Source organism: Kribbella sp. NBC_01510, from assembly GCF_045040325.1.
In the GTDB taxonomy this organism is placed as follows: domain Bacteria; phylum Actinomycetota; class Actinomycetes; order Propionibacteriales; family Kribbellaceae; genus Kribbella.
The window spans coordinates 2,238,107-2,264,978 of sequence record NZ_CP109418.1 but is presented as its reverse complement, the minus strand read 5'-3'; the positions used below and the strand labels follow the sequence as shown (position 1 = coordinate 2,264,978).

General features: G+C 67.8%; 23 protein-coding genes, 2 tRNA genes and 1 pseudogene. 11 read left to right on the top strand and 15 right to left on the bottom strand.

Annotated elements, in window-relative coordinates; all coding sequences use genetic code 11:
• Positions 1-120: 120 nt before the first annotated feature.
• From OG558_RS11275 to gyrB, 8 genes are all read right to left on the bottom strand, one after another.
• Complete coding sequence (locus tag OG558_RS11275) at positions 121-387, bottom strand: hypothetical protein (protein ID WP_405070158.1); 267 nt, start codon at positions 385-387, stop codon at positions 121-123.
• A 228-nt stretch (positions 388-615) separates the two neighbouring features.
• The gene (locus tag OG558_RS11270) at positions 616-1,023 is read right to left on the bottom strand and encodes a hypothetical protein (protein ID WP_405070157.1); all 408 of its coding nucleotides are present in this window, start codon (positions 1,021-1,023) and stop codon (positions 616-618) included.
• 1,217 nt (positions 1,024-2,240) lie between these two features.
• Positions 2,241-2,316 (bottom strand) — tRNA-Ala (locus tag OG558_RS11265).
• A gap of 10 nt (positions 2,317-2,326) precedes the next feature.
• Positions 2,327-2,458, bottom strand: coding sequence for a DLW-39 family protein (locus OG558_RS11260; RefSeq protein ID WP_405070156.1), 132 nt, complete (start codon positions 2,456-2,458; stop codon positions 2,327-2,329).
• A gap of 29 nt (positions 2,459-2,487) precedes the next feature.
• Positions 2,488-2,564: transfer RNA gene (locus tag OG558_RS11255), tRNA-Ile, on the bottom strand.
• A 96-nt stretch (positions 2,565-2,660) separates the two neighbouring features.
• Positions 2,661-3,560, bottom strand: coding sequence for a DUF3566 domain-containing protein (locus OG558_RS11250; RefSeq protein ID WP_405070155.1), 900 nt, complete (start codon positions 3,558-3,560; stop codon positions 2,661-2,663).
• A 3-nt stretch (positions 3,561-3,563) separates the two neighbouring features.
• Positions 3,564-6,167, bottom strand: coding sequence for a DNA gyrase subunit A (gene gyrA / locus OG558_RS11245; RefSeq protein ID WP_405072149.1), 2,604 nt, complete (start codon positions 6,165-6,167; stop codon positions 3,564-3,566).
• Between the two features lie 148 nt (positions 6,168-6,315).
• Positions 6,316-8,379, bottom strand: coding sequence for a DNA topoisomerase (ATP-hydrolyzing) subunit B (gene gyrB / locus OG558_RS11240; RefSeq protein WP_405070154.1), 2,064 nt, complete (start codon positions 8,377-8,379; stop codon positions 6,316-6,318).
• Positions 8,380-8,732: 353 nt separating this feature from the next.
• On the opposite strand from gyrB, the gene OG558_RS11235 reads away from it, so the two are divergent.
• Genes OG558_RS11235 through OG558_RS11225 form a run of 3 tightly spaced genes read left to right on the top strand, consistent with a single transcriptional unit; the run spans position 8,733 to position 10,524 of the window.
• Entirely contained in the window at positions 8,733-9,368 is a 636-nt protein-coding gene (locus OG558_RS11235) for a hypothetical protein (RefSeq protein WP_405070152.1), read from the top strand.
• Positions 9,365-9,967, top strand: a complete 603-nt coding sequence (locus tag OG558_RS11230) for a hypothetical protein (RefSeq protein WP_405070150.1) — start codon at positions 9,365-9,367, stop codon at positions 9,965-9,967. Before OG558_RS11235 ends, OG558_RS11230 begins: the two co-directional genes overlap by 4 nt.
• A complete protein-coding gene (locus OG558_RS11225) occupies positions 9,964-10,524 on the top strand; it encodes a hypothetical protein (protein WP_329483143.1) in 561 nt (186 codons plus the stop codon). The genes OG558_RS11230 and OG558_RS11225 overlap by 4 nt, the downstream gene beginning before the upstream one ends.
• Before the next feature lie 19 nt (positions 10,525-10,543).
• Here OG558_RS11225 and OG558_RS11220 read toward each other — a convergent pair whose 3' ends face one another.
• From OG558_RS11220 to dnaA, 6 genes are all read right to left on the bottom strand, one after another.
• The gene (locus tag OG558_RS11220; protein WP_405070149.1) at positions 10,544-11,896 is read right to left on the bottom strand and encodes a hypothetical protein; all 1,353 of its coding nucleotides are present in this window, start codon (positions 11,894-11,896) and stop codon (positions 10,544-10,546) included.
• Between the two features lie 66 nt (positions 11,897-11,962).
• Positions 11,963-12,535, bottom strand: coding sequence for a DUF721 domain-containing protein (locus OG558_RS11215; RefSeq protein WP_405070147.1), 573 nt, complete (start codon positions 12,533-12,535; stop codon positions 11,963-11,965).
• The gene (gene recF / locus OG558_RS11210) at positions 12,528-13,667 is read right to left on the bottom strand and encodes a DNA replication/repair protein RecF (RefSeq protein ID WP_405070146.1); all 1,140 of its coding nucleotides are present in this window, start codon (positions 13,665-13,667) and stop codon (positions 12,528-12,530) included. The genes OG558_RS11215 and recF overlap by 8 nt, the downstream gene beginning before the upstream one ends.
• Before the next feature lies 1 nt (position 13,668).
• A complete protein-coding gene (gnd, locus tag OG558_RS11205) occupies positions 13,669-14,586 on the bottom strand; it encodes a phosphogluconate dehydrogenase (NAD(+)-dependent, decarboxylating) (protein WP_329483139.1) in 918 nt (305 codons plus the stop codon).
• 26 nt (positions 14,587-14,612) lie between these two features.
• Positions 14,613-15,758: a DNA polymerase III subunit beta gene (gene dnaN / locus OG558_RS11200; protein ID WP_329483138.1), complete on the bottom strand. Its 1,146-nt coding sequence runs from the start codon at positions 15,756-15,758 to the stop codon at positions 14,613-14,615.
• A gap of 496 nt (positions 15,759-16,254) precedes the next feature.
• Positions 16,255-17,799, bottom strand: a complete 1,545-nt coding sequence (dnaA, locus tag OG558_RS11195) for a chromosomal replication initiator protein DnaA (RefSeq protein WP_329484813.1) — start codon at positions 17,797-17,799, stop codon at positions 16,255-16,257.
• Between the two features lie 1,590 nt (positions 17,800-19,389).
• Here dnaA and rpmH point away from each other — a divergent pair.
• The 8 genes and pseudogenes from rpmH (at position 19,390) to OG558_RS11155 (ending at position 25,633) form a co-directional block, all read left to right on the top strand.
• Positions 19,390-19,527 carry a 50S ribosomal protein L34 gene (rpmH, locus tag OG558_RS11190; RefSeq protein ID WP_130386492.1) on the top strand — a complete coding sequence of 46 codons (138 nt, stop codon included), beginning with the start codon at positions 19,390-19,392 and terminating at the stop codon, positions 19,525-19,527.
• A gap of 26 nt (positions 19,528-19,553) precedes the next feature.
• The gene (gene rnpA / locus OG558_RS11185) at positions 19,554-19,910 is read left to right on the top strand and encodes a ribonuclease P protein component (RefSeq protein ID WP_329483137.1); all 357 of its coding nucleotides are present in this window, start codon (positions 19,554-19,556) and stop codon (positions 19,908-19,910) included.
• Complete coding sequence (gene yidD, locus OG558_RS11180) at positions 19,910-20,221, top strand: membrane protein insertion efficiency factor YidD (RefSeq protein ID WP_405072148.1); 312 nt, start codon at positions 19,910-19,912, stop codon at positions 20,219-20,221. The genes rnpA and yidD overlap by 1 nt, the downstream gene beginning before the upstream one ends.
• 66 nt (positions 20,222-20,287) lie before the next feature.
• A pseudogene (gene yidC, locus OG558_RS11175) lies at positions 20,288-21,211 on the top strand (membrane protein insertase YidC); the annotation flags it as partial.
• Between the two features lie 322 nt (positions 21,212-21,533).
• Positions 21,534-22,049: a R3H domain-containing nucleic acid-binding protein gene (locus tag OG558_RS11170; RefSeq protein WP_329484812.1), complete on the top strand. Its 516-nt coding sequence runs from the start codon at positions 21,534-21,536 to the stop codon at positions 22,047-22,049.
• A gap of 10 nt (positions 22,050-22,059) precedes the next feature.
• Positions 22,060-22,734 (top strand): 16S rRNA (guanine(527)-N(7))-methyltransferase RsmG, encoded by a 675-nt coding sequence (rsmG, locus tag OG558_RS11165; protein ID WP_405070145.1) that lies wholly within the window; start codon positions 22,060-22,062, stop codon positions 22,732-22,734.
• Positions 22,735-23,624: 890 nt separating this feature from the next.
• Positions 23,625-24,560 carry an AAA family ATPase gene (locus OG558_RS11160; RefSeq protein ID WP_329483136.1) on the top strand — a complete coding sequence of 312 codons (936 nt, stop codon included), beginning with the start codon at positions 23,625-23,627 and terminating at the stop codon, positions 24,558-24,560.
• Between the two features lie 113 nt (positions 24,561-24,673).
• Entirely contained in the window at positions 24,674-25,633 is a 960-nt protein-coding gene (locus OG558_RS11155) for a ParB/RepB/Spo0J family partition protein (RefSeq protein ID WP_329483135.1), read from the top strand.
• Between the two features lie 435 nt (positions 25,634-26,068).
• On the opposite strand, the gene OG558_RS11150 is transcribed toward OG558_RS11155, so the two are convergent.
• Positions 26,069-26,848: a class I SAM-dependent methyltransferase gene (locus tag OG558_RS11150; RefSeq protein ID WP_405070144.1), complete on the bottom strand. Its 780-nt coding sequence runs from the start codon at positions 26,846-26,848 to the stop codon at positions 26,069-26,071.
• Between the last annotated feature and the right edge of the window lie 24 nt (positions 26,849-26,872).

Sequence of the window (26,872 nt, the reverse complement as noted above, 5' to 3'; positions counted from 1 at the left end):
TGACCGGTCGAGCCCACTGGCATGCTCTTGTTAGGGCAAGTGGAGGGCACGCATTAGGTCTCCCTCGTTTGACGGCGCCGCGAGTTCCCAACGCCAGCCCACTGGGACCACCGCCCCGCATCACAACAAACGCATCTCTCCAGACGCCGCGAAAACCCTGCTGCTGTTCGTGCAGGAGACGCAATGCGCCTTGGCAGGTTCCACGTACCCTCCTGCGAGCGCCAGCCTGTCACCGACCTTGGCGAACGTCCGTCCGGCCGGATCGACCAAGGCAACCGTGCTGTCCCGGACGGCAACTTTCCAACCCTGCGGCCACGCAACGTCGACCTGCCATACCTGGATCGTCCCCTTCAGCACCACCAGGCACTTCGTGATCTCGTCGACCACGAGCGTCCCCTCCAACCGCGCCTGATAGCCCCCCGCCCTGCGCTGCTGAACCGTCACACCGGGCACGCCAGGCTGCACCATGTGTCCTCCCCTTGTCCGGTGCGGACTCCTCACGGCCCTTCCTCGACCGGGGTCCGCATCTCATCTCCACGGCCACCCGTGTACCCGAAACCGTACGCAAGACGCCTCACGCCACGACAAAAATGCCGCATGGTGCGGTGCAGGTGCCTAGCAGTATTCCTCGACGACGAGCATCGACCGGTGGTCGTTGGCCTTGAACTCGGCGGCCACGAAGTCGGTGTAATCGCCAGTTGCAGGTCCATCCCCCGAGGACTTCACGTACGGCCGGATCCTCGCCAAGAAGTTCTCCCGCTCTGCGGTCGGTATGTCATTGAGCTCGCCCAGGTAGACGTGCAGCGCAGGCACAGCCGGGTCCCGGATCAAGCGCTCTATGCGGCTCCACCGCAACTCGCCGCCTCGCATCCGCCAAAGTGTTCCGCTCTCGTCCATCAACTGGCGGTCCCGGATCGGCGACCGGATCTCCATCGGCTCGCCGTCGAGGTGTGTGGACTCGCGGATCTCCTCGACCACGTCAGCAAAGGCCTGTTGCTGGTCTGTCCTCCGCTTGTGCCCCATGCATCCATCATGGGGCGATCAGTGCGCTGACACCACACCTGCCCCGTCCCCCCGATAGCTGCCAACCCAGGCCAGCGCGGCGCATGTCAAGAGTCGGCTTGCCGGTCCCGTAGGGACGCGGAGCGCTCTTGACGTGTGTCGTGGTGGCCGTACGATCGAGCGGCCGGGGGGACGGGGCTAACCGGCGGTCAGACGCCAGGACGCGGCTCGTGGCAGTTGGGATCGCGTGGACGGGGGAGCGCCCTGCTCGTTTGGACCCGGCGAGGACGGCGCGCCAGCGCCGCCCGCAGTCCGGGTCTGCGCGCCGAAGGCGCGCGCTTGATCAACGAAGTACGGGAGGCCGACGTACGCCGCTGGTACGCGGGGATGCTCGACGCCGGCACCGGGAGGCCGAGCGCTGCGAAGGCGTATCGCGTCCTGCGCGCGATGCTGAACACGGCTCTCGACGACGGCATGATCAAGCGGAACCCGTGCCGCATCCCCGGAGCTGGGGATGACAAGAGCGCTGAACGTCCGGTGCTGACGATCGATGAGGTATTGCGGGTGGTCGACGCGATGCCGCCCCGGCTGCGGATGATGGTGCTGCTTGCGACGTTCACGAGCCTGCGGTTTGGTGAGCTGGCTGCGCTGGCTCGGGGCAACGTCGACGTGTCCACAGGGTTTGTCACAGTCGTGGAGAACCAAGCCCAACTGAGCAACGGTGAGCTGTTCCTGAAGGACCCGAAGTCGGCCGCTGGCCGCCGCGCCGTTCCGATTCCCGATGACCTGTTGGACGAGCTGAAGCAGCACCTAGCCCGAGTACGCCGAGCCGGGGGAGGACGGTCGGGCGTTCGTCGGGCCGAAGGGCGGCAAGCTCCGCCGCCAGAACTTCCGCAAGGTGTGGATCAAGGCACTCGCTACCTCCGGCGTACGCCTGGTGCACTTCCACGATCTGCGCCACAGCGGGAACCAGTTCGCCGCCGACGACGGTGCGAGCCTGCGGGAGCGGATGGGGCGCGCCAGCCCGCGTGCGGCGATGATCTACCTGCACGTCTCGAAAGCTCGTTCGCGGCACATCGCCGACAAGCTCAACGCCCGGCTGCGGGAGGCTCGTCCCCAGGTCGACGGCGACTCGTTAGGGCACGCGGAGGGCACGCGGAGGGCACGCGGGTTGAGAACGAAGCAACGGAGAACGGCGGCGAGAGCCGGAAATCAGGCTCTGACCTGCATGAACGTGATGGTGGAGACGAGGGGACTTGAACCCCTAACCCCTGCCTTGCAAAGGCAGTGCTCTGCCAGTTGAGCTACGCCCCCGTGGGGGTGGTCAGTGGCCGGGGGGTACCCGGTCGACTGCCTCGGCCCAGAGGTCCTTCTCGGCGCGGGACTGCTGGGTCTTCTTGTAGGCGAAGTATCCACCGATGCCGGCCAGCAGCACCAGCAGGATCTTTCTCAGCACTGGAGACTCCTCGGAATCGGGGTTCGTGGTGGTGGGCCTAACTGGACTTGAACCAGTGACCTCTGCCTTATCAGGGCAGCGCTCTAACCGTCTGAGCTATAGGCCCGCGGTGCGGGGTCGAACCCGGGAGAGATTACCGCACCAAGTGCCTGTCTCCCAAACCGGTTCCGGCCGGGCCCACCTGAGGCCCGGCCGACCGGTGTCAGTCCTCCGACGCCAGCGTGACTTCGAGGCCGCCGAGCAGCGTGGCGGCGATGTTGTAGAGGAAGGATCCGAGCGTCGCGAGCGCGGTGATGATCAGCACGTCCGCACACGCGAGCAGCGTGGTGAAGCCCATCACCTTGCCGGTGTTGACGTAGTTCTCGATCCGGAACGGCTCGGCCGTCGGCGTGCCGAGCACCTCCTGGACGGTGTTGTTGATGTTGTCGAACACCCCGGCCGCACCGATCGCGGACCAGATGATGAACACCGCGACCCAGGTCACGATGCCGAACGCGATCGACAGCAGGAACGCCGTCTTCATCACCGACCATGGGTCGATCCGGGACATCCGCAGGCGCGCCTTGCGGGTCTGCGGCCGGCTCGACGGCTTCGGTTCTCTCCCGGCCTTCGCCGCGTGCCTGTTCTCGGTCTTGTCCGTCTTGTCGTTCTTCACCGCGGCCGCCTTGTCCAGGACTGCCTGACGTGCCGCGCTCACCCGATCACCGAACGACTCGGTCTTCGGCTCGGTCGTGCCGGTCAGTCCGTACGACGAGGCTGACACCGGAGCACCGGGTGGCGGCGGGACCGGGGTGGGTGACCATGGCTCAGGGCGACCGGGCGTGCTCGGGCCCGGCGTCGTACCGGGACGGGCCGGCTGCTGCTGCGGGCGCACCGGTGTGGCACCGGCCGCGCCCGGCCGCGGCTGCTGGCGGAAGTCCGCCGGCCGCTGGCCGTTCGGCGTACCGCTCCTTGGCTGGCCGTTGCCGCTGGGCGCGGCACCGGAACGACCGTTGGAGGCCGGAGTGGCCGGTCCGGTGGGCGGCTTCCCGGCCTGCGATGCCCGCTGGCTGGAACTGTCCGCCGCACCATCGGGCCAGGTCGGCCTCGCGCGGTTGGTCATCAGTTACCCCTCCTGGCCGGCATCGTCGTCTTCGACGGTAGCCGCGCCGTCCACGTCCGTCGAACGTTCGTCATCATTCTGGACGCTCTCAGGGGTGGATTCGGTTGTCGATCCGTCCACATCCTGGGCATCTCCGAGGGATGTACCCCCTTCGACGCCTTCGGATTCCTCGCCGATGAGATCGCCGTTGACGGTCAGATCGGTGTTCCGGGCGATCGCGACGACCGCGTCGGACTCGCCGACCCCGGCGAACCGGACGCCCATCGTGTCCCGGCCCTTGACCGGCACGCTGTCGACCCGGCTGCGGACCACCTGACCGCTCGCCTTGATCGCCAGCACCTGGTCCTCGTCGACCACGATGAGTGCGCCGACCAGCGAGCCGCGCTCGTCGTTCAGCTTCACTGCCTTGATGCCGAGACCACCGCGGCCCTGCTGGCGGTACTCCGAGACCCGGCTGCGCTTGGCGTACCCGGCGTCGGTCACGGTGAAGACGAACTGGGAGTCCTCGTCCGCGCCGGCCCGGATCACCGACATCGACAGCAACTCGTCGCCGGAGCGGAACTTCATCCCGGTCACGCCGGAGGTGGCCCGGCCCATCGGGCGGAGCTGCTCGTCGTTCGCGGTGAAGCGGATCGACTGGCCTTTGCGGGACACCAGTAGCAGGTCGTCCTCGGCGGTGGCCAGGTCGGCACCGATCAACTCGTCGTCGTCCTCGCGGAAGTTGACCGCGATGATGCCGCTCTGCCGGGCCGAGTCGTAGTCGGTCAGCGCCGTCTTCTTGACCAGGCCCCGCTTGGTGGCGAGCACCAGGTAGTCAGCCTGCTCGTAGTCGCGCAGTGTCAGGACCTGCGCGATCTCCTCGTCCGGCTGGAACGACAGCAGGCCGGCGACGTGCGAGCCCTTCGCGTCCCGGGCGGACTCGGGCAGCTGCCACACCTTGGCCCGGTAGACCCGGCCCTTGGTGGTGAAGAACAGCATCCAGTGGTGGTTCGTGGTGGCGAAGAAGTGGCTGATCTCGTCCTCGGCCCGCAACTGCGCACCGCGAACACCCTTGCCGCCGCGGTTCTGCGTCCGGTACAGGTCGGTCTTGGTCCGCTTCGCGTACCCGCCGCGGGTGATGGTGACGACGACGTCCTCGTCCGGCACCAGGTCCTGGACGGACAGGTCGCCGTCGGCCGCGATGATCTCGGTCCGCCGCTCGTCGCCGTACCTGTCGACGATCTCGGCGAGCTCGTCTTTGACGATGGACCGCTGCCGCTCGGGGCTGGCCAGGATGTCCTCGAGGTCGGCGATGATCGCCTCGAGCTCCTGCAACCGCTCGATGATCTTCTGCCGTTCCAGTGCGGCCAGCCGGCGCAGCTGCATGTCCAAGATCGCCTGCGCCTGGATCTCGTCGATGTCGAGCAGCTGCATCAGGCCGGTCCGCGCCTCGTCGACGTCCGGGCTGCGCCGGATCAGCGCGATCACCTCGTCGAGGGCGTCGAGCGCCTTCACGTAGCCGCGGTAGATGTGCGCGTTCTTCTCCGCCTCGCGCAGACGGAAGCGGGTCCGACGCTGGATGACCTCGATCTGGTGGTCGATCCAGTGGCTGATGAAGAGATTCACGCTCAGAGTGCGCGGTACGCCGTCGACCAGAGCCAGCATGTTGCACCCGAAGGTGTCCTGCAGCTGGGTGTGTTTGTAGAGGTTGTTCAGTACGACGCGCGGCTGAGCGTCCCGCTTCAGCACGACGACCAGCCGCTGCCCGGTCCGCGACGAGCTGTCGTCGCGGATGTCGGCGATCCCACTCATCTTGCCGGTGTTCACCAGCTCGGCGATCTTCAAGGCCAGGTTGTCGGGGTTGACCATGTACGGCAGCTCGGTGACGACCAGGCTGGTCCGGCCCTTGGCGTCCTCCTCGATGTCGACGACCGCACGCATCGTGACCGAGCCACGGCCGGTGCGGTAGGCGTCGTCGATGCCCTTGTAGCCGACGATCAGTGCGCCGTTCGGGAAGTCGGGGCCCTTGATGTACTGCAGGCAGGCGTCGAGCAGCTCCTCCTGGGTCGCGTCCGGGTGCTCAAGCGCCCAGTTGACCGCGGCCGCGACCTCGCGCAGGTTGTGCGGCGGGATGTTCGTCGCCATGCCGACGGCGATGCCGGACGAGCCGTTCACCAGCAGGTTCGGGAAGCGGGCCGGCAGGATCACCGGCTCCTGCGACTTGCCGTCGTAGTTGGCCCGGAAGTCGACCGTGTCCTGGTCGATGTCGCGGACCATCTCCATCGCCAGCGGCGCCATCCGGCACTCGGTGTACCGCATCGCGGCCGCCGGGTCGTTGCCCGGCGAACCGAAGTTGCCCTGGCCTTGGATCAGCGGCGCCCGCATCACCCACGGCTGCGCCAGCCGGACCAGGGTGTCGTAGATCGCCGAGTCGCCGTGCGGGTGGTACTGACCCATCACGTCACCGACGATGCGGGAACACTTGTTGAAACCACGGTCCGGTCGGTAGCCGCCGTCGTACATCGCGTAGAGGATGCGGCGGTGCACCGGCTTGAGGCCGTCGCGGACCTCGGGCAGTGCGCGGCCGACGATCACGGCCATCGCATAGTCGAGGTACGACTGCTGCATCTCGGTCTGCAGGTCGAGGGGCTCGACCCGGTCGTGGCCCGGGGAGGTGGGGGTCTCCGTCATGAAAAGCTCGTCCCGTTCAAGTCATCAGTACGTCGGTGAGTGGCGCAGGGTGGACTGTGGCCCGGGGCAACGGACCACGAACCCGTCAGATGTCGAGGAAGCGGACGTCCTTGGCGTTGCGCTGGATGAAACTGCGCCGCGCCTCGATGTCGTCGCCCATCAGCGTCTGGAACGTCTCGTCGGCACGGATCGCGTCGTCCAGGGTGATCTGCAGCAGCACCCGGTTGGCCGGGTCCATCGTCGTGTCCCACAGCTCGTTCGCGTTCATCTCGCCCAGACCCTTGTAGCGCTGGATCGGGTTCTCCTTGGGCAGCTTCCGGCCCGCCTCGGCGCCGGCCTCGAGCAGGCCGTCGCGCTCGCGGTCGGTGTAGGCGAGCTCGTCCGCGTGGTTGCTCCAGCGGATCTTGTACAGCGGCGGCTGCGCGGCGTACACGTGCCCGCGCTCGATCAGCGGCCGCATGAACCGGAACAGCAGCGTCAGCAGCAGGGTCCGGATGTGCTGGCCGTCGACGTCGGCGTCGGCCATGATCACGATCTTGTGGTATCGGAGCTTGTCCTCGTCGAAGTCCTCGTGGATGCCGGTGCCGAGCGCGGAGATGATCGCCTGGACCTCGTTGTTCTGCAGGACCTTGTCGATCCGGGCCTTCTCGACGTTCAGGATCTTGCCCCGGATCGGCAGGATGGCCTGGAACTTCGGGTCCCGCCCACCCTTCGCGGAGCCACCGGCCGAGTCACCCTCGACGATGTAGACCTCGCACTCCTCGGGGTTGGTCGACTGGCAGTCGGCCAGCTTGCCCGGGAGACCACCGCCACCCAGCAGGCCCTTGCGGTTGCGGGCCAGGTCGCGCGCCTTGCGGGCCGCGATCCGGGCACTCGCCGCGGCGGTCGCCTTGCGGATGATCTCGCGGCCCTCGGCCGGGTTCTGCTCGAACCAGGCGCCGAGCTTGTCGTTCACGACCCGCTGGACGAAGCCCTTCACCTCGGTGTTGCCGAGCTTGGTCTTCGTCTGGCCCTCGAACTGCGGCTCGGCGAGCTTGACCGAGATGATCGCGGTCAGGCCCTCCCGGATGTCGTCACCGGTGAGCCGGTCCTCCTTTTTCTTGATCATCCCCTGGTCCTCGCCGAACGAGTTGACCAGTGAGGTGAGCGCGGCCCGGAAGCCTTCTTCGTGAGTGCCGCCCTCGTGGGTGTTGATCGCGTTCGCGAAGGTGTGCACGGACTCCTGGAACGAGCCGCTCCACTGCAGCGCGACCTCGAGGCTCATCGTGTTCTCGGCGGTGGCCGCCTCGAACGAGATGACGTCCCGGTGCACGGTCTCGCGGATGCCGGTCAGGTACTTCACGTAGTCGACCAGACCGTCGTCGTACCGGAACGACTGCTGGAGCGGCTTGCCGTCCTCGTCGATGTGGTCGGGCCGCTCGTCCCGGATCACCAGCTCGAGTCCCTTGTTCAGGAACGCGTACTCACGGAACCGGGTGGCCAGTGTCTCGTAGGAGTACGTCGTGGACTCGAAGACGTCCGGGCTGGGCCAGAACGTGATCGTCGTACCGTTCGCGTCCGAGGTACCGATCTCGGCGAGGTCGGCGTCCGGGACACCCATCGTGAAGGACTGGGTGTACAGCTTGCCGTTCTTCTTCACGTCGACGCGGAGGTGGCTGGACAGCGCGTTCACGACCGAGACGCCGACGCCGTGCAGACCGCCGGACACCTTGTACCCGCCGCCGCCGAACTTGCCGCCGGCGTGCAGCACGGTCAGCACGACGGTGACGGCCGGCTTGCCCTCGGACTCGACGATGTCGACCGGGATGCCGCGGCCGTTGTCGTCGACGCGGACGCCGCCGTCGGGCAGCAGGGTCACGACGATGCGGTCGCCGAACCCGGCCATCGCCTCGTCCACCGCGTTGTCGACCACCTCGGTGACGAGATGGTGCAGACCACGCTCACCGGTGGACCCGATGTACATCCCCGGTCGCTTCCGGACGGCGTCCAGACCCTCCAGGACCTGGATCGCGCTCGCGTCGTACTCCCGATCCACGACGTTCGACGGGATCGCGTCGAGCATCGCGGGGAGTTCACCGCTGTCGGGTACGACGGTGCCGATGGGGTCGGCGGGCTGGTTGGCGTCGATCTCGGTCGGCTCGTCGGTCACCGGCTGTTGTCCTCCTCGGACCCCGCGCTCGCGAGGCATCGTGCACAGTGGAAGCCGCCCTCCACAGTATTGATAGAGGCGCGGCTTGCTCTACACCGTCCATCTTACCTGTCGACCGAAGCAGAACCGGCCACCAGCCGCCTGAAACTGTGGACAGGGCGTCTTTTCTCCCTCCTCGCCATGTCCCCACTCACGCATGGGGGGCCTGAAAGCGCTCACGGCCGCTCAGTGGCCTCCGGGGTCTTCACCGCTGACGGTCTGGAGACCGAGACGACGCCGACCGGTCCAGACCGCTCACGACCAGGTGGACGAGAGGGCCCGCCGCGCACCCACGGGCCTTTAGGATCGCTGCCGTGGAAAGTCTCGACGACGTCATCGACGCCATGATCGCCGACCGGGTGATTCACCGGCACCGGCGCAAATGGCTGATCGCGATCGCGATCGTCGTCATCCTCGCGGTGGTCGTCCTCTTCACCGGCGGCTGGAAGGAGAAGCACGGACGTAAGGTCCCGACTCTGACCGCGCCGGCGACGCTGACCTCGGGCCGGTACGAATACAACTTCACCAAAGCGGAGATCGTCCGGACGCCGAAGACGAAGTACGACGAGGCGAAGGCGGAGCTGAAGGTCTACTTCGACGTGAAGAACGTCGACACCGAGGAGTTCACGAGCCATAACGTGGACGGCGACCTGCTCCGGCTGATCTCCGGCCCCGGCAAGGACCTGGTGCACTCCAACGGCGCCGACTGCCGCGGCATCCTCGGGTGGGAGCTGGTCTACGGGCTGCCGCCGGAGAGCTGTTTCACCAAGTTCGACATCCCCGCCGACTTCAGCGCGGACATGATCGAAGTCGGGGTCCTCGGCGAGCGCTATGAGTCGGACCCCTCCGTGCTCGGTGCGAATGACACGCCGTACTGGCACAACGAGACCGCGGACGCCGTTGTCCAGCTCAAGCCGACGGTCGTCATCGACGACGGGGAGGACAAGTGAAGCTCTATCGCCCGGCCACCGTGCTGGTGGGCGTCCTCTTCGTCCTGCTCGGCGGGCTCACCCGGCTGGCCGTGCCGGACCAGGTCTACAACGACGAGGACAACCTGATCATCGAGCACGGCACGGTCGGCTCGAAGCTCGAGTACGGCGACTCGACCATCGAGGTAACCCGGATGAAGTTCGCCAAGTCGTACCTGCCGAGCAGCGCCGGCGATGACGACAAGCCGATCGAGACCAACGGCATGTACGTCGCGCTCGAGTGGGACACGGTTCGCGGTACGCAGAATCCGACCACTCTGAACGTGACGATGGAGGCCGATGGTGGCACGGTCTACAAGCCGGTGGGCGAAACGACCGGAAACGGCATCGACTTCGCGGCCGCCGGGTTCGGGCAGACGGGCGCCGTCGTGTTCGAGGTCAACCCGGTCGATCTGAAGGGACTCACGCTGAAGCTCCGGCCGAGCCAGTTCTACAACGTGCTGGCGCACGCGATCGACGTCGACCTCGGCGTCCCGAGCGAAACCGTCGCCCAGCAGCTCGTCGACGGCGCCGCGGAGCAGTACGTGATCCCGAACTCGGTTGAGCGGGTGGCCCAATGAGAATCGCCACCCGTGCGGGCCGGGTGACCGCGCAGATCTCTCTGCTGCTGGCTCTGGTGTCCACCAGCGGCTACATGGTGACGCGGACCTATCTGGACGACCCGGAGCAGGTCTACAAGGACGGTGCGATCACCGATGTCGTCAAGGCCGGCGGACCGGTGACCATCGATCACGTCGAGTGGAAGCTGGACTCGCTGCAGGCGTACACGCGACTGGTCGACGACGAAGGCGAGGAGATCGACTCGATGGGACCGGCCGGTTCGGTGATCCTCGTCGCGACCGTGACGCTGACGCCGCTCGACGGTCTCTACATGAAGGACAAGGGCTTCCACTGCGAGGCGGACCTGCGCGACGATCGCGGCAACGTCTGGCAGGGGCAGCAACCCTACGGCTATCCGCTGCCGACGTACTGCGGTGATACCGACCACCCGTGGACGCGTAACAAGCCCGGCAAGATCGCCCAGGTGTACGTCGTTCCCGCGTCCGCCGTGCCGCACCTGACCGGTATCCAGGTCGAGTTCAACGACGAGAACCGTCGCTTCCTCATCACTCCCTGACCGGGCCTCGCGGCCGGCTCTACACCGTGGCGACCTCGGCCTCGGGCTTGGCCTCTGCCTCGGCATCGACCTTGGCCTTGGCCGCCGCGGCGGCCTCGGTCTTGCGCTCGATACCGACCGAGATGCAGAGGTCGAAGGCCGCCGCCAGCAACGCGATCCGCAGCGTCTGGAACACGACGTCCCCGATCAGCCGGGCGATCTCGGCGTTCATCAAGCCCCAGCGCTCACCGTGGTCCCCGATCAGCCGGCTCAGTCCGTAGAACAGCCAGTCGTCACCGAGCAGCCAGAACGTGTACACCATGCAGACCACGCCGAGGAACACCGGGCCGACCCGGACCAGCAGCCGGAAAGCGTTCAGCGTCGGGTAGAACTTCTCCCGGAAGCCGCCGAGCAGGAGGTTCGGGGCCTTGTTGGTGAGCGCGACGATCCGGTTCTGCTTCGGCGCCTCGGCCTCGAGCTGATCTCCGAACCGGCGCTCCACCCGGGTGCCCCGGAAGACGCCGCCGCTCGACAGCACGCGGTGGCCGAAGACGACGGTGGTGATGGCCAGCCAGGTCAGCGGTTCGGCGACACCGAGCTTGAACAACGGCCAGAGGTTCTCCCAGAAGAAGCCCCAGAGGAACTCGATACCGGCGGGGACCGGGATGTGGATGCTGGCGAAGAAGTCCTTCAGCCCGCCCCACCAGCCCAGCGACCAGTACCAGAAGTTGCGGACCTCGAACCAGTCCTTGCCGTCCTGGATCGCGAACGGCGTCACGACGACGGTGATCAGCAGGAAGAACGATTCCGCCCAGACCTGGGCGAACTTCACCGGCCGGCTCGGCCAGCGGTCATCGACCGCTTCGAAAACCCGTCGCAGCACCAGCAGGATCACGATCGCCGGCAGATACTTGTGCCACCGGCCGTCGGACAGCTGGAAGAACTCCGACCCGGGCTGCAGTCCGCGCTGGACCAGGTTGCTGACGTTGAGCTCGGAAACCTGAGTTTCCAGGAAGCCCCAGGCCGACCACACCGCGACCAGCGGAAGCAGCGTGACGGCGAGCAACTCCAGCAGACCCCGCTGGGTCGGGTCGGACGTCTCCTCGGCCTGGTTGCCGGCCGCGTCCCGCCAGCGGTAGAGCGACGTCGCACAGGTCCGGATCATGCCGACGTACGCCGCGATCTGCATCAGCACACCGGCTGAGAAGAGCCCGACGCCGATGCTGCCGTGGGAGTGCTCGGACAGCCAGATCGCACCCTCGGTGCACGCCTTGAAGCCGATGTAGCCGGCCAGGAACCAGGTCGCCAACGGCAGGAGGTTCCGCCACCAGAGCCGGAAAGTGTCTCCGATCAGGTGGACCATCTCGCGAAAACCATCGACGATCGTGCGCATCGCGCCCGATCCTAGGGGACCATCGGGGTCGCCTGACCGGTCGGTCTCACAGTTGGGGCCGGTTGCTCAGCCGTAGGTGTCGCGGGGGCCTCGGCCGCCGCGGACGGTGCGGGGGCCCTTGCGCCAGCTGGGGGTGTGGGGACCTTGGACGTTGACGCGGGTGACCGTGCCGTCGCCGAGTTCGGCATTCAGGCGGCGGACCAGGTCGGGGGCGAGCAGCTTGAGCTGGGTGGCCCAGGCGGTGGACGACGTACGCACGGTCAGTTCGGTGTCCTGGTAGGACTCGGGCGTGCAATGTTCGGCCATCTCGGGGCCGACGATCGACGGCCAGCGCGCCATCACGCCGTGGACGGCGACGTCGACTTCCCAGCCCTGGTCGCGCATCAGCCGGCCAAGCGTGTTGGTCAGTTTCTGCGGGTCCCGGTCGTCGGGGCGGGCGCTACTGATCTGGGCGCCGTCGACACGCGGTCGCCGGCGCGTCCGCTTGACCGGCTTGATCCCGCCGTTGGCCGCCTTCAGCCGCCCGGCGAGCGATTTCGCCAGGTCCAGTCCCTGTTTGTCGTGCTCGGTTTCGCCCGGCGGTTCCGGAGCGGGCTCGCTCTCGAAGCCGCTCTCAGAGGAATTCCGGGGTTCAGACACGGCGAACGGACCCGTCACCGACGTCGAACCGGGCTCCGCTGAGCTCAGCGGGCACATCCGCGCCGACCGCCGCGGTCACCAGCACCTGCTCGGCGGGCGCGACCAGCTCGGCCAGGCGGTCCCGGCGCTGCGAGTCGAGCTCGGCGAACACGTCGTCCAGGATCAGCACCGGCTCACCCCCGTCCGCTCTCAGCAGTTCGTACGACGCCAGCCGCAGCGCGAGCGCGAACGACCACGATTCACCGTGACTCGCATACCCCTTCGCAGGCAAGTCCCCAAGCCCGAGTACGACGTCGTCGCGATGCGGGCCGACCAGCGACACACCCCGGTCGAGCTCGTCCGGCCGCTTCTCGCGCACCGCCGCCAGCAGCACCTCGCTCAACTGCTCCCGCGACGTCACGCCGGGCTCGAGCACGACCGACGACTTGTACTCCAGCCGCGCATCACCCTTGCCTCGGGCAACAGCGTCGTACGCGCCGGAAACCAGCGGGCGCAGGGATTCCAGCAACTCGAGCCGGGTCGCGAGCAGATCCGAGCCGGCCCGGGCGAGGTGCGAGTCCCACACCTCCAGCGTGCGTAACTGTCCCTCGGCGGCGCTCGACCGGTTCTGCCGGCGCGCCATCGACGCGCTCCGCAACAGCGAGTTCCGCTGCTTCAGCACCCGGTCGTAGTCCTGCCGTACGCCGGCCATCCGCGGCGACCGCAGGGTCAGCAACTCGTCCAGGAACCGGCGCCGCTCGGACGGATCGCCCTTCACCAGCGCCAGATCCTCCGGCGCGAACAGCACCGTGCGGAGCAATCCGAGCACGTCCCGCGGCCGCGGCACCGGCGAACGGTTCACCCGGGCCCGATTTGCCCTCCCAGGATTGATTTCCAGCTCGACGACCACGTCGCGGTCGTACTGGCTGTGGATCTCGGTCCGCACGATCGCGCGGGTGGCGCCGGCCCGCACCAGCGGTGCGTCGTTCGCCACCCGGTGCGAGCCGAGTGTCGCGGTGTAGTGGATCGCCTCGACCAGGTTGGTCTTGCCGTGGCCGTTCGGTCCGACGAAGGACGTCACGCCCGGAGTGAGCTGGACCTCCGCCTGCTGATAGGACCGGAAGTCGAGCAGACCCAGGGCGGTGACATACACCTCAGTGCTTGATCGGGGGTGTCGCGTACGACGGGTCCTCGGCGCCCTTCACCGCGTGGCCGCCGAACTGGTTGCGCATCGCGGCGATCGCCTTCATCGCCGGCGAGTCCTCCTGCCGGGACGCGAAGCGCGCGAACAGCGCCGCCGCGATGGCCGGCACCGGTACGGCGTTGTCGATCGCGGCCTCGACGGTCCACCGGCCCTCGCCGGAGTCGTCGGCGTACCCGCGGATCTTGTCCAGGTGGGTGTCGTCCTTGAGGGCGATCACCATCAGGTCGAGCAGCCAGGACCGGATCACGGTGCCCTCGCGCCACGAGTCGAACGCGGCCGGCACGTTGTCCACGATCTCCGCGGCCTCGAGCAGCTCGAAGCCCTCGGCGTACGCCTGCATGATGCCGTACTCGATGCCGTTGTGGACCATCTTGGTGAAGTGCCCGGCGCCGACCTTGCCGGCGTGCACGAAACCGAACTCGCCCTCGGGCTTCAGAGCTTCGAAGATCGGCATCACGGTCGCGACGGTGTCCTTGTCGCCGCCGCACATCAGGGCGTACCCGTTCTCCAGGCCCCAGACGCCGCCGGACACACCGCAGTCGACGAAGCGGATGTCCTTCTCGGCGAGCTGCGCGGCCCGGCGGGTGTCGTCGGTCCAGCGGCTGTTGCCGCCGTCGATCACGATGTCGCCGGGGGAGAGCAGGTCCGCCAGTTCGGTGACGACCGGGTCGATGGCCTGCACCGGAACCATCACCCAGACCACCCTCGGCTGGTCGGGGGCGGTGAGTTTGCCGACCATGTCGGCGAGATTGCCGGCGTCGGAGATGTCCGGATTGTGATCGAAGCCGACCACAGTATGGCCGGCGTTGCGGATCCGCTGGCGCATGTTGCCGCCCATCTTGCCGAGACCGACAAGGCCGAGCTCCATCGTGAATCCCCTTGTTCTGTTGGCGTTCAGCTGTTCAGGCGGACCGGCATCAGCACGTACCGGAACTCGGTGATCGGTTCGCCGTCGAAGTCCCGCACACCGGTCAGTTCGGCCGGCTTCGTCGCCTGCGTGAAGGCCAGGTGCGCGACCGGCGTACCGATCGCGTTCAGCCCGTCGAGCAGGTACGTCGGGTTGAAGCCTACGGTCACCGGATCACCGGCGACCCGCGCCTCGATCGACTCCGAGGCCTGCGCCTCGTCACCACTGCCGGCGTCGAGCGTCACGCTGTCCTCGGCGAAGGTCAGCCGGACCGGCGCGTTGCGCTCCGCGACCAGGGCAACCCGCTTGACGGCCTCAACCAGGGTCGCGGTGTCGATCCGCACCCGGGTCGCGATCGCGGCGTCGGTCGGGATGATGCCGCGGACCTTCGGGAACTCGCCGTCCAGCAGCCGGGTGGTGGCGCGCCGGTTGCCGCCGGACACCTCGCCCTCGAAGCCGACGATGCCGTCACCGGTGCCGGGCGCGGCCAGCGAGACGATCACGTCCGATCCGGTCATCGCCTTCGCGGTCTCGGACAGCACCCGGGCCGGCACCAGCGCGGCCGCGGACGCGTCGGGGGACTGCGGGTTCCACTCGAGCTCGCGGATGGCGAGCCGGTAGCGGTCGGTGGCGAGCAGCGAGATCGTGGATCCCTCGATCTCGACCCGGACGCCGGTCAGCACCGGCAGCGTGTCTTCGCGACCAGCCGCGGTCACCACCTGGCCGACCGCCTGGGCGAAGACGTCCGCCTTGACCGTGCCGCTCGCCGCCGGGAGCTCCGGCAGCGCCGGATATTCCTCGGTGGGAAGCGTTTGGAGCGTGAACCGCGAACTGCCGCAGGTCACTTGGGCCTTGGCGCCGTCCAGGGCGATGTCCACGGGCTGGTTCGGCAGGCTCTTGGAGATGTCGGCCATCAGCCGGCCTGAGATCAGGCACTTGCCGGAGTCAGCCACCTGAGCGGGCACGGTGACCCGGACCGAGGTCTCGTAGTCGAAGCCGGACAGGGTGATCTGCCCGTCCTCGGCCTCGACCAGAAGGCCGGCAAGGATCGGGACGCTGGGACGACTGGGCAAGCTGCGCGCGGCCCAGGCCACCGACTCGGCCAGTACGTCGCGCTCGACGCGAAACTTCACCGCTGGGTGCCTCCTGATTCGGCTGTGTGCCAGGCAGATCCTGCCACGGACAAGTGTGCTCTGCGCCAATCGGGCGTGACGTGGCGCTTCGGGCGGGTCGCGTCGGCGTCGTTCGGGTGCTGTTGAGGACAGCCTGACAGGTCGTTCAACCCGGCGCGAGACCGGGGTTTTCCCCAGGAAGCGCGGCTCGATCGTTTTGTGGACTGGGAACTCTCTACAGATTCCATAGGGTTCTTAGCACCGGTGGATACTGTGGAAAAGCGCCGACTTCGCAGGTCAGGTACCGAATCGCCCTGTGCACGGCATGTGGACGAATCTCGGTCGTGCTGAGGACGGCTGGGTACGACGGATTCTGTCCCCACAGCGAATCCACAGCACACAGCGATGTGTCCACGGTGATACCCACAGTTATCCACAGGTGTATCCCCACCCTGTGTGGTTCCGGTGACCGCGTTGTAGCGCTCGGCGTCCGTGGCTTCGACGCGGTCACCGTTGCTCATTGCTGCTTGGCCTGGTGCTTGATCCGGTTGGTCAGTTCGGTGACCTGATTGAAGACGCTGCGCCGCTCGGACATCAGCTGCCGGATCTTCCGTTCGGCGTGCATCACGGTGGTGTGGTCGCGGCCGCCGAACTGCTGGCCGATCTTCGGCAACGACAGATCGGTGAGCTCGCGGCACAGGTACATCGCGATCTGCCGAGCCGTCACCAGCACCCGGCTCCGGCTGGATCCGCAGAGGTCGTCGATCGACAGACCGAAGTACGAAGCGGTCTGGCCCATGATCATGCTGGCGGTCACTTCGGGCTTGCTGCCTTCGGGAATCAGATCCTTCAGCACGATCTCGGCCAGACTCAGATCGACCGGCTGCCGGTTCAGGCTGGCGAACGCGGTGACGCGGATCAGTGCGCCCTCGAGCTCACGGATGTTCGTCTGCACCTTCGACGCGATGAACTCCAGCACCTCCGGCGGCGCCGTCAGCCGCTCGGTGGCCGCCTTCTTCCGCAGGATCGCGATCCGGGTCTCCAGGTCGGGCGGCTGGATGTCGGTGATCAGTCCCCACTCGAACCGGTTCCGCAGCCGATCCTCCAGCGCCTCCAGGCGTTTCGGCGCCCGGTCGGAGCTGATCACGATCTGCTTGTTCGCGTTGTGGAGGGTGTTGAAGGTGTGGAAGAACTCCTCCTGGGTCTGGATCTTGCCCTCGAGGAACTGGATGTCGTCGATCAGCAGGACGTCGACATCGCGGTACCGGCGCTGGAACTGGGACGCCTTGTCGTCGCGGATCGCGTTGATGAAGTCGTTGGTGAACTCTTCGCTGGACACGTACCGGACCCGCGCCCCGGTGTAGAGACTGCGGACGTAGTGGCCGATCGCGTGCAGCAGGTGGGTCTTGCCCAGACCGGAGTCGCCGTAGATCAGCTGCGGGTTGTACGCCTTACCCGGTGCCTCGGCGACGGCGACCGCGGCCGCGTGCGCGAACCGGTTCGAGCTGCCGATGACGAAGGTCTCGAAGGTGTACTTCGGATTCAGCCGGGCTTCACCCTGTGCCTCGGTGGCCGGCTGGATCGGAGCGGAGCCGTTCGGCAGCGGTGCGACCGAGCCGAACGGCTGCTGGGACTGCTGAGCCGGCTGGTCGTAGTGCTGGCGGGCGGGCTGTTCGTAGCGCTGCTCCTGCCGCGGCTGACCGAACTGCGCTCCGGGCGCCGGGTCGGTCAGCGCGGACTGGATCGTCGGCTGGAACGCGCCGTCGGTCCGCAGCGGTTCGCGTACGGCGGGCTGCGGCGGCGACTGTGGTTCGCGCAGCTCCGGGTCGAGCGTCGGGTCGACGGTCACCGCGATCCGGATGTCACGACCGAAGCTCTCGGTCAGGATCCGCTCGAGGTCAGGTCGCAGCCGGGTCTCGAGCTGGCCGCGGGTGAAGTCGTCCGGCACGGCCACGATCGCCGTACTCTCGTGCAGCGTCACCGGCCGCGAGTTCGTCAACCAGGCCCGCTGGTTCGGCGGGAGGCCCGCGAGCACCCGGGCCCAGGCTTCGCCGAGGTCCATCACGGGTGCCGCGGCTTCCGGCTGTGGCTCGACGGGTCGGGGCTCAACGGCCCGCGGTTCGACAGGTCGTTGCTCGACCGGCTGGGTCTCGATGGGTCGGGTCTCGATGGGTCGGGTCTCGATTCGGCGGGGCTCCGCCGGTGGTTGCTCGGCCGCCCGTGTCTCTGGCATCCGAGGCTCAGGTCCTCTGCCGTCACCGTCCGCACGTGCATCACCCTCGTTCCGCGCCGGCCCTGCTGTGTCGCCGCTGCCGGTACCCCCAGCGGCGTTCCGCTCACCACTCCAGGCATTGCTGTTCGAGTCGGGGTAGCCCAGGTTGCCGACCGCGGGTGCGCTACCGAAGTACGCCGTACCTGCGGAGGGCTCGGTCACCGGGCCGGTCGGAAGATCTGTCGCTGCGCGCTCCAGGTCGGAGCGGTAGCGGTAGCCGTCGTACTGCGGAGGAGCCGTCGGCCGGTAGCCGGACTGCGGTGGCTCGGGCATCGGGATCGGGAGAGAGGGGCTGAGGTGGTCGCCGGGATCCATCCGCGGCGCGGGCTCGGCGGCCGGAGCGACGTCGGGCCGGAACTCCGGCGGGACGATCTCACCCCGGAAGTCGGTCGGAAGGGGCTCGACGCGGAAATCTGCGGAGAGGGGCTCGGCGCGGAAGTTCCCGGGGTTGGGTTCGGCCCGGAAGTCCGGGGGGTTGGGTTCGGCCCGGAAGTCCGCGGGGGTGGGTTCAGCGCGGATGTCCGTGGGCTCGCTGCGGAAGTCGGCGGGATGCGGCTCGGACCGGAATTCGGTCGGGGTCACCTCGGTGCGGAAGTCCGCGGCCGGTTCGGGTCGGAGGTCCTGGCCGCCGTCGCCCTGGTACTGCGACCCGATGCGGTCGGGCCTGATGTAGTGCGCCGGTGTGTATTCCGCCGGTGTCTCGTCCGCACTGGCGGAATGGTCCTCGACCACGCGTTGCTCCCCGATTCATCGCTGCGGTGGCCGGCGCGTTCCGGGGGGACCCGGGCGGCGCGACCATTCGACCCGACACCGTGCGGCCGGTGAGTCGTGGTGCTGTTCGGCTCAGCGCGGTTGCTGGTTTCCGCAGTCCGATCGCCGCACTGTCCACACGGTTGTCCACAACTGTGAACGACGCGTGGAGCAGGTTGGTTACCGATCGCGGGGTGTGGGACATCTGGTGTGAGGGGCTGACGCTAACAAGTCCGCCCAGGCTGCTTCAAGCCGTCATCCACAGGCTATGAAGCACAAATTGGGGGCAACCTCCGGCGTGTCGGGTAGACGCCGGAGCGTAGTCGTGGTCAGTGATCGCTGACGGTGGCGAATCGGATCGGACAGTGACGATCCTGGGTCGTCCACTCGACCAACCACCCACCCACTATTCTGTCCACAGGTCTGTGGACAACTCTGGGGATGGCTGGTTTGACCTGTCCACAGGCGGCCACGTACCGTGGATCAGTCGGTGTTGAGCCGGCCGTTTCGTGCTGCGCTCCCTGCTGGACCACCCTGGTTCTTGAGTGGTGTGCAGGACTTGCACCAGCGGCAGATCTATCCATGGATTTGTCGACAATTTTGTGATCTCGAGTAACCGGAGTCATTCCAGTGAGCAAGCGGACGTTCCAGCCGAACAACCGGCGCCGGCACAAGAAGCACGGCTTCCGTCTTCGCATGCGGACCCGTGCGGGTCGCGCCATCATCGCCGCCCGCCGTGGCAAGGGCCGCCAGCGCCTCGCGGCCTGAGCGACCTCCTCGACGGTGACCACCTCGTGTTGCCTGCGTCGAATCGGCTCCGCCGGTCCGACGACTTCCGCCGCGCCGTTCGTTCTGGACGGCGCGCGGGCCGGCGCGCGGTGGTGCTCCATCTTCTGGTGCGGGATGGCCGGGCGGACGACGCCACGGCCGAGCCCGCTCGCGTTGGATTCGTGGTGAACAAGGCGGTGGGCAACGCGGTTCTGCGGAACCGGGTCCACCGCCGCCTGCGTGCTGTCCTGGCGACTCGGCTCCCCGAGCTGCCGGCCGGCAGCCTCACCGTCGTCCGCGCACTCCCGTCGTCCGGCGCCGCGTCGTACGACGAGCTGGCGGCGGATGTCGACGGTGCGCTGAAGCGGTTGCTGACACCATGATGCGGTTCAATCCCGTGAAGAGCGGGATCATCGGTTTCCTGAAGTTGTACCGGCTGATCATCAGCCCGATGTACGGGCAGGTGTGCAGGTTCTACCCGAGTTGTTCGGCGTACGCCTTGGAGGCGGTCGAGCGCCACGGTGCGGTGCGCGGTAGCTGGCTGGCGGCGAAGAGACTCGCCCGCTGCCACCCGTGGAACCCCGGCGGCTACGACCCCGTTCCACCCACAGATGTCGACCAGCGCGGAGACTCGATCTCCGCCAACCAGCCCGGACCGTCAGCCGACGGCGGGCCTGTGCAGCGAGGTGCATGAGTGACTCTTCTGGCCATCCCCGGGCTCGCGGTGTGGGACGGGATCATAGACCTGTTCAACACCATCATGACGCCGCTGTACTGGGCCGTGTCGGCCCTGCTCGTCGGCTGGCACTGGCTCTGGAGCCAGGTGCTCGATCCGAACGGCGGCTGGGCCTGGGCGCTGTCCATCGCCGGCCTGACCGTGGTGATCCGGACCCTGCTGATCCCGCTGTTCGTCCGGCAGATCCGCTCCAGCCGGAACATGCAGCTGCTGCAGCCGCAGATGAAGGAGCTGCAGAAGAAGTACGGCCATGACCGGGAGAAGCTCGGTCAGGAAATGATGAAGCTGTACAAGGAGACGGGCACCAACCCCTTCTCCTCGTGCTTGCCGCTGCTGCTGCAGTCGCCGATCTTCCTGGCCCTGTTCCGGGTGCTCGACTATGCGGCCAACGGCAAGGCGCACAGCGCGATCATGCAGCCGTTGGTCTTCTCGCTGCAGCACGCGAAGATCTTCGGCGCGGAGATCTCGCAGAGCTTCCTGAAGGCGAGCGGCCCGGGCGCGAACAACGTCAAGGCCGTCGCGATCGTGCTGATCATCTTGATGACGGCGACGATGTTCACCACGCAGCTTCAGCTGATGCGCAAGAACATGCCGAAGGAGGCCCTCACCGGCCAGGCCGCGCAGATGCAGAAGATCATGCTGTACGTCTTCCCGGTCTTCTTCCTGATCGGTGGCTTCAACTTCCCGATCGGTGTGCTCATCTACTGGTTCGTGTCGAACCTGTGGACGATGGGCCAGCAGTTCTACGTGATCCGCCGCAACCCGGCTCCGGGCACCCCGGCGTACGACGCGATGGAGGCCCGCAAGCGCGAGCACAACCTGCGCGCCGGCCGTCCGGCCGACGCGGGCCTCGCGAGCGCCGACGGTACGACGGACACCGCGGTCCAGGACCGTCGTCCGGCGCAGCGGCAGCAGCCGAAGCGGCAGTCCCGCAGCGACCGCAGGGGTGGCCCCGTGACCAGCGGTGGAGCCGCGGCGACGCCGTCGGACGCGGACACCGCCCCGAGCAATGGACAGACGTCCTCGAACGCTCAGCAGGGTGCGACCAAGAAGACTCAGGCCGGTGCCGCCAAGAAGCAGCCGGCTGCCAAGAAGGGTGCGGCTACGAAGCGCCAGCCCGCGGCCAAGTCGGCCGCGCAGAAGAAGGCGGCGCAGAAGAAGTCCGGCGGCTCGCGCTGATCGGCGCGCCGGTTCCCTCCCTGCTTGTGAACGACCTGGGTCCCCGTGGGGCGGATCTCGACATTGTGAAGGAGTGGCCGTGACCGACGGCATGCAGAACAGCGAGGCGGCGGAGCAGTCCGCCGGTACCACCAGCACCGCCGACGATCGGCTGAAGGCGCTGGAGGCGGAGAGCGACATCGCCGCCGACTACCTCGAGGAGTTGCTCGACATCGCCGACCTCGACGGCGACATCGACATGGACATCGACGGCGATCGGGCCGCGGTGTCGATCGTCGGCGCGGAACTGAACAACCTCGTCGGTGAGAACGGCAAGGTGCTGGAGGCGCTGCAGGAGCTGACCCGGCTGGCGGTGTACCGGGAGACCGGCGAGCGGTCCCGGCTGATGCTGGACGTGTCGAACTACCGGGCGAACCGGAAGGCCGAACTGGAAGAGGTCGGGCGCAAGGCGGTCGAGGAGGTCAAGGCGACCGGGACCCCGGTGCGACTGGACCCGATGACGCCGTTCGAGCGCAAGGTGGTCCACGACGTCGTCGCGGCCGCCGGCCTGACCAGTGAGTCGGAGGGCGAGGAGCCCCGCCGGCGCGTCGTCGTTCAGCCGTCGTGATCGTGGGCTCGTGACCGAGCACGTTTCACGTGAAACGCCGCCGCCGCTCGTGGAGGAACTGTATCCACGGGCGGCGGTTCGGCTTGCGGCCTATGCCGACCTCCTCGCGACCCAGGGGACGGTCCGCGGGCTGATCGGCCCGCGTGAGGTTCCCAAGCTGTGGGACCGGCACCTGCTGAACTGTGCCGTCCTCGAGCGCCTGATCCCGGAAGAGTCGTCGGTCGCCGATGTCGGCACTGGCGCGGGTCTGCCCGGGATCGTGCTCGCGCTGGTTCGTCCCGACATCGAGGTTGCGCTCGTCGAGCCCTTGCTCCGGCGCACCACCTTCCTCCAAGAGGCGGTCGACGTACTCGCGCTCGACAACGCGACCGTGGTCCGGGCCCGGGCCGAAGAACTTCCTCCGGCGTCGTACGACGTGGTGACTTCGCGGGCCGTGGCTCCCTTGGGCAAACTGGCCCGGTGGTGTCTGCCACTGTGTGTCGAAGGGGGGCTGATGCTCGCGATGAAGGGGTCGTCCGCGGAGGAGGAACTGGACTCCTCCGAACGGGAGCTCGCGGCCCTCGGGGCCGAGCTGTGGCACATTCACCAACTCGGCGTCGATGAACTGGCCCAGCCGACGACTGTCGTGAGTATTGTGGCCGGACGTGCTGCAGGGGGATCCCGGCACGGAAGACGCGGGAGGTGAGCGGGTTGGTGAGTCGTGCCCTCGGATGGCCCGAGAAGAGCACCGGTGAACCGAGAACATCCCAGGCCATCGGCTGGCCGTCCGATCCGGATTCGGCCGTCCGCCTGATCACTCCAGATCCGCCCGCCGCCACCCACCCCGCCCCGGCGCCGCCAGTCCCCACCTCCCCCACCCCGGCAGCCTCGTCCGCGACCTCGGCCGCCCTCGCTCCGACGTCGGCCGTCCCGGCTCCCGCGCCGGCCGCCACTCCGGCTGCCGCGGCTCCCACGTCGGCCAGCTCGGGTCCTACGTCGGCGACTGTCGATCCGATGCCGGCCGCCTCGGGTACCGCGTCGGCCACTCCGGCTGCCGCGTCGACGACACCAGCCGCCGCGTCGGCCACGCCGGCCGCTACGCCCACCGCCCCGCTTCCGACATCGACAGCCTTGGCTGCCACGCCGGCCTCGGCCCTCACCCCTGTTGCCTCGCCCCCCGCGCCGGTCGCCTCGGCTCCGATGGTTGGAGCCGTGCGGGCCACGATCGATCTGCCTGCGCCGGTCTCCGAGTCGGTCGCGGTGAGCGAGTCGGTCGAGGACCGTGGGCCGATCGACAGCTCGGCATTGCGGGCGATCGCCGCGGCCGGTCTCGACCTCGCGCCGGCAGCCGGCCCCGTTTCACGTGAAACGGGGGAGTTGGGAGATGATGGTCCGGGTCGGGAAACGGCGTCACTGGTGGACGCCGACCAGGACTTCGCGGAGTCTCCACTGCCTGTGGATGACGACCCCACGAAACTGCCCTCGCACACGGGAATTCGTCCACAGAGGCCTGTGGATGAAGCTGGGGGCAGACCTGCCCCGACCCCTACTGACATCCTCTTCGGGCCAAGTCCCGCACCTATCGGAATGGGCGCTATGACTGCCGCACAGATCGCCGCGCGGGCCACGTCGGACGAGCTTCAGCGACGACTTCTCGAGACTCCGATCGCCGCCGCCACCGAACGGACCCTGCTGGTGAATGAAGGACGCACGATGGGCCGCGAGTTTCCGCTGCCCGCCGAAACCCGAGTCTTCGTCGTCGCCAACCAGAAGGGCGGCGTCGGCAAGACCACGACCACTGTGAACGTCGCCGCCGGCCTCGCGCTGTACGGCGCCCGCATCCTGGTGATCGACCTCGACCCCCAGGGCAACGCCTCGACCGCGCTCGGCATCGACCACTCGGAGGGCACCCCGGGTGTCTACGAGGCGATCATCGAGAACGAGCCGCTGAGCAAGCTGCTCCAGCCGTGCGCCGAGCACCCGGGCATCATGGTGGTCCCGGCGACGATCGACCTGGCCGGTGCCGAGATCGAGCTCGTCAGCATCGTGGCCCGGGAGAGCCGGCTGAAGCGGGTGCTCGATACGCACCTGGCCGAGACCGAGGCCGCGGGGGAGAAGTACGACTACGTCTTCATCGACTGCCCGCCGTCGCTCGGCCTCCTGACCGTGAACGCGCTGACCGCCGCCCGCGAGGTCCTGGTCCCGATCCAGAGCGAGTACTACGCACTCGAAGGTCTGTCCCAGCTCCTCCGGCACATCGACATGGTGAAGTCGCACCTGAACCCCGGGCTCGACGTCTCCACCATCCTGCTCACCATGTACGACGCCCGCACCAAGCTGGCCGGTGAGGTCGCCGCCGAGGTCCGTGGCCATTTCCGGGACGCCGTACTGCGGACCGCCGTACCGCGGTCGGTGCGGATCTCGGAGGCACCGAGCCACGGCCAGACCGTGCTCGCCTACGACCCGGCGTCCGCCGGAGCCCTCTCGTACCTCGAGGCGTCCCGCGAGATCGCGATGCGGAACAACTCCTGATTCGCTTGATCGCTGTGGCACCGTTTCACGTGAAACGAGGCGCCCGCGGCGGACGGTGGCAGGTGCGGCAGGTCAGCAGTAGCTCAGCAGGATGTCGAACTCGAGGGAGCGCGATGAACACCCGACTCGGACGTGGACTAGGTGCGCTGATTCCCAGCAACCCGGCTCCCGGCACCAGTACGACGCTCGGCAGCAAGTCCCACTCGATTCCGGGAGCGCCGCCGATCGCGACACCGTCGGCGCCCGAGTTGGCCGCCGTACCGGGCGCTGAGTTCGCGGAGATCGACGTCGACAAGATCACTCCGAACCCGAAGCAGCCGCGCAGCGTCTTCGACGAGGACGCGATGGAGGAGCTGGTCCACTCGGTCAAGGAGATCGGGCTGCTGCAGCCGATCGTCGTCCGGCGGCTCGAGAAGGACAAGTACGAACTGGTGATGGGCGAGCGTCGCTGGCGGGCGACGCAGCAGGCCGGCCTCACCACGATCCCCGCGATCGTCCGGGACACCCAGGACGACGTGATGCTCAGGGACGCGTTGCTGGAGAACCTGCACCGCAGTCAGCTGAACCCGCTCGAAGAGGCCGCGGCGTACCAGCAGATGCTCGACGACTTCGGCTGCACCCAGGAGGTGCTCGCCACCCGCATCGGTCGATCGCGTCCGCAGATTTCCAACACGCTGCGGCTGCTGAAGCTCCCGGCGTCAGTCCAGCGTCGGGTCGCGGCCGGCGTCCTGTCCGCCGGTCATGCCCGCGCTCTGCTCGGCCTGCCGAGCGGCGACGCGATCGAGCGACTGGCCCAGCGGATCGTTGCCGAGGGCCTCTCGGTGCGCACGGTCGAAGAGATCGTTGCCCTGGGCGACATGAACGGCGATGACCCGACGCCGGCGCAGCGCCGCCGCAACAAGCCGGTCGCCCCACGCCTCGTCGACCTGGCCGACCGCCTCTCCGACCGCTTCGAAACCCGCGTCAAGGTAGACCTCGGTAAGACCAAGGGGAAGATCACCGTCGAGTTCGCCTCCCTCGACGACCTCGAACGCATCGTCACCCTGATGGACCCCAACAAGCAGAACAGCTAGCGCCTCACCCCTGCGCGAGCAGGTCGCGCGGCCAATGGGTGGCTGAGATAGGAACAGGTCGCCGGGGACGTGACATTTCAGGTCCCTGCCCACCGACGGCTGTCTCAGGTCACGGCGAGTGCACCCGATCCGGCCGACGCCACCAGGCAGCCGAGGGTGCCGGGCGCCGCCACGCTCGCAGCGAGCCATTGACCGGATGGCCGCCGAGTCGTGGATGGGCTGACGAAACCGCCCGCCGCGAGCCACGGCCCACGACTCGGCCCAGCCACTGGCTGCGTATCGGCGTTGCTGAGCTGTTGGGTGGGGAGTGCCGGTGCTGCCCGGGTCTGGTGAGTTTGCTGAGGATCGCGTTCACAGAGGAATTCTGGGGTGACGGACCTATCGGGGTCTCGCGGGATTTGTCGACAAAGCTACTTGGTGACTCGCGGCGATGTTTCATGTGAAACATTGCGTGTGGCTTTGATGAGGTAGGTGGCGGGGAGTTGGGCCGCGGCGAGGCCGAGGCCGGGGGTACATGTCGGCGGCGGGGGACTCGCGGAAAACGGCGCGGTGGAGCCCGGCCGACATCAGGCTCGTGATGATGTCGCTCGGCGGCCAGATGAACGCGGTGAAGTCAGGGGCAGTCGGGTTGTCGCGAGCGCCGGTGGGGAGTTTGGCGTTGTCGATGGTGGCGCGGGGTGTGGAGCGGCCGAAGTAGTCGGCGGTGACTTCCAGCTGGTTGGGGCCGCGGACGGCGAGGACTTCCCAGATCGGGTGATGATCCGCGAGCAGGACGGACCCGCCTGGAGCCAGCCGGTCGGCGACGAGTTGCGCGAAGACGGCCAGGTCAGGGACCCAGCAGATGGCGCCCCAGCTCAGGTAGATGAGATCGAAGCCGGTCAGTTCGGCTGGGAGGTCGAGCATGTCGGCTTGGCGGAAGTCGACCGCGAGACCGGTGGCGGCGGCCTTGTCGCGGGCCATCGAGACCGCGACCTCGGAGATGTCGACGCCGGTGACCTTGGCGCCCAGCAAGGCCCAGGACAGGGCGTGATCGCCGCAGGAGCAGGCGAGCTGGAGCACGCGCCGGCCGGATACGTCTCCGGCCGCGGCGATCTCGTCCGCGTCGAGGGCCGAGCCGCCGGAGCTGAAGAACGCCGCGGGCTCGCCGGGGCGGGCGTGGTGGATCTGGTTCCAGCTGGCGCGGTTCGACTGCGTGATGTCGTGGAGGCTGGGCACGGACCTGAAGCTAGGTCAGAACGA

Coding starts and splice junctions, on each gene's coding strand:
- OG558_RS11270 (WP_405070157.1), bottom strand. CDS start 1,023: ATGGGGCACAAGCGGAGGACAGACCAGCAACAGGCCTTTGCTGACGTG.
- OG558_RS11250 (WP_405070155.1), bottom strand. CDS start 3,560: ATGACCAACCGCGCGAGGCCGACCTGGCCCGATGGTGCGGCGGACAGT.
- OG558_RS11225 (WP_329483143.1), top strand. CDS start 9,964: ATGAGAATCGCCACCCGTGCGGGCCGGGTGACCGCGCAGATCTCTCTG.
- yidD (WP_405072148.1), top strand. CDS start 19,910: ATGCGGTTCAATCCCGTGAAGAGCGGGATCATCGGTTTCCTGAAGTTG.
- dnaA (WP_329484813.1), bottom strand. CDS start 17,799: ATGGACCTCGGCGAAGCCTGGGCCCGGGTGCTCGCGGGCCTCCCGCCG.
- OG558_RS11155 (WP_329483135.1), top strand. CDS start 24,674: ATGAACACCCGACTCGGACGTGGACTAGGTGCGCTGATTCCCAGCAAC.
- OG558_RS11220 (WP_405070149.1), bottom strand. CDS start 11,896: ATGCGCACGATCGTCGATGGTTTTCGCGAGATGGTCCACCTGATCGGA.
- OG558_RS11160 (WP_329483136.1), top strand. CDS start 23,625: ATGACTGCCGCACAGATCGCCGCGCGGGCCACGTCGGACGAGCTTCAG.
- gyrA (WP_405072149.1), bottom strand. CDS start 6,167: ATGCAGCAGTCGTACCTCGACTATGCGATGGCCGTGATCGTCGGCCGC.
- OG558_RS11170 (WP_329484812.1), top strand. CDS start 21,534: ATGCAGAACAGCGAGGCGGCGGAGCAGTCCGCCGGTACCACCAGCACC.
- gnd (WP_329483139.1), bottom strand. CDS start 14,586: ATGGAGCTCGGCCTTGTCGGTCTCGGCAAGATGGGCGGCAACATGCGC.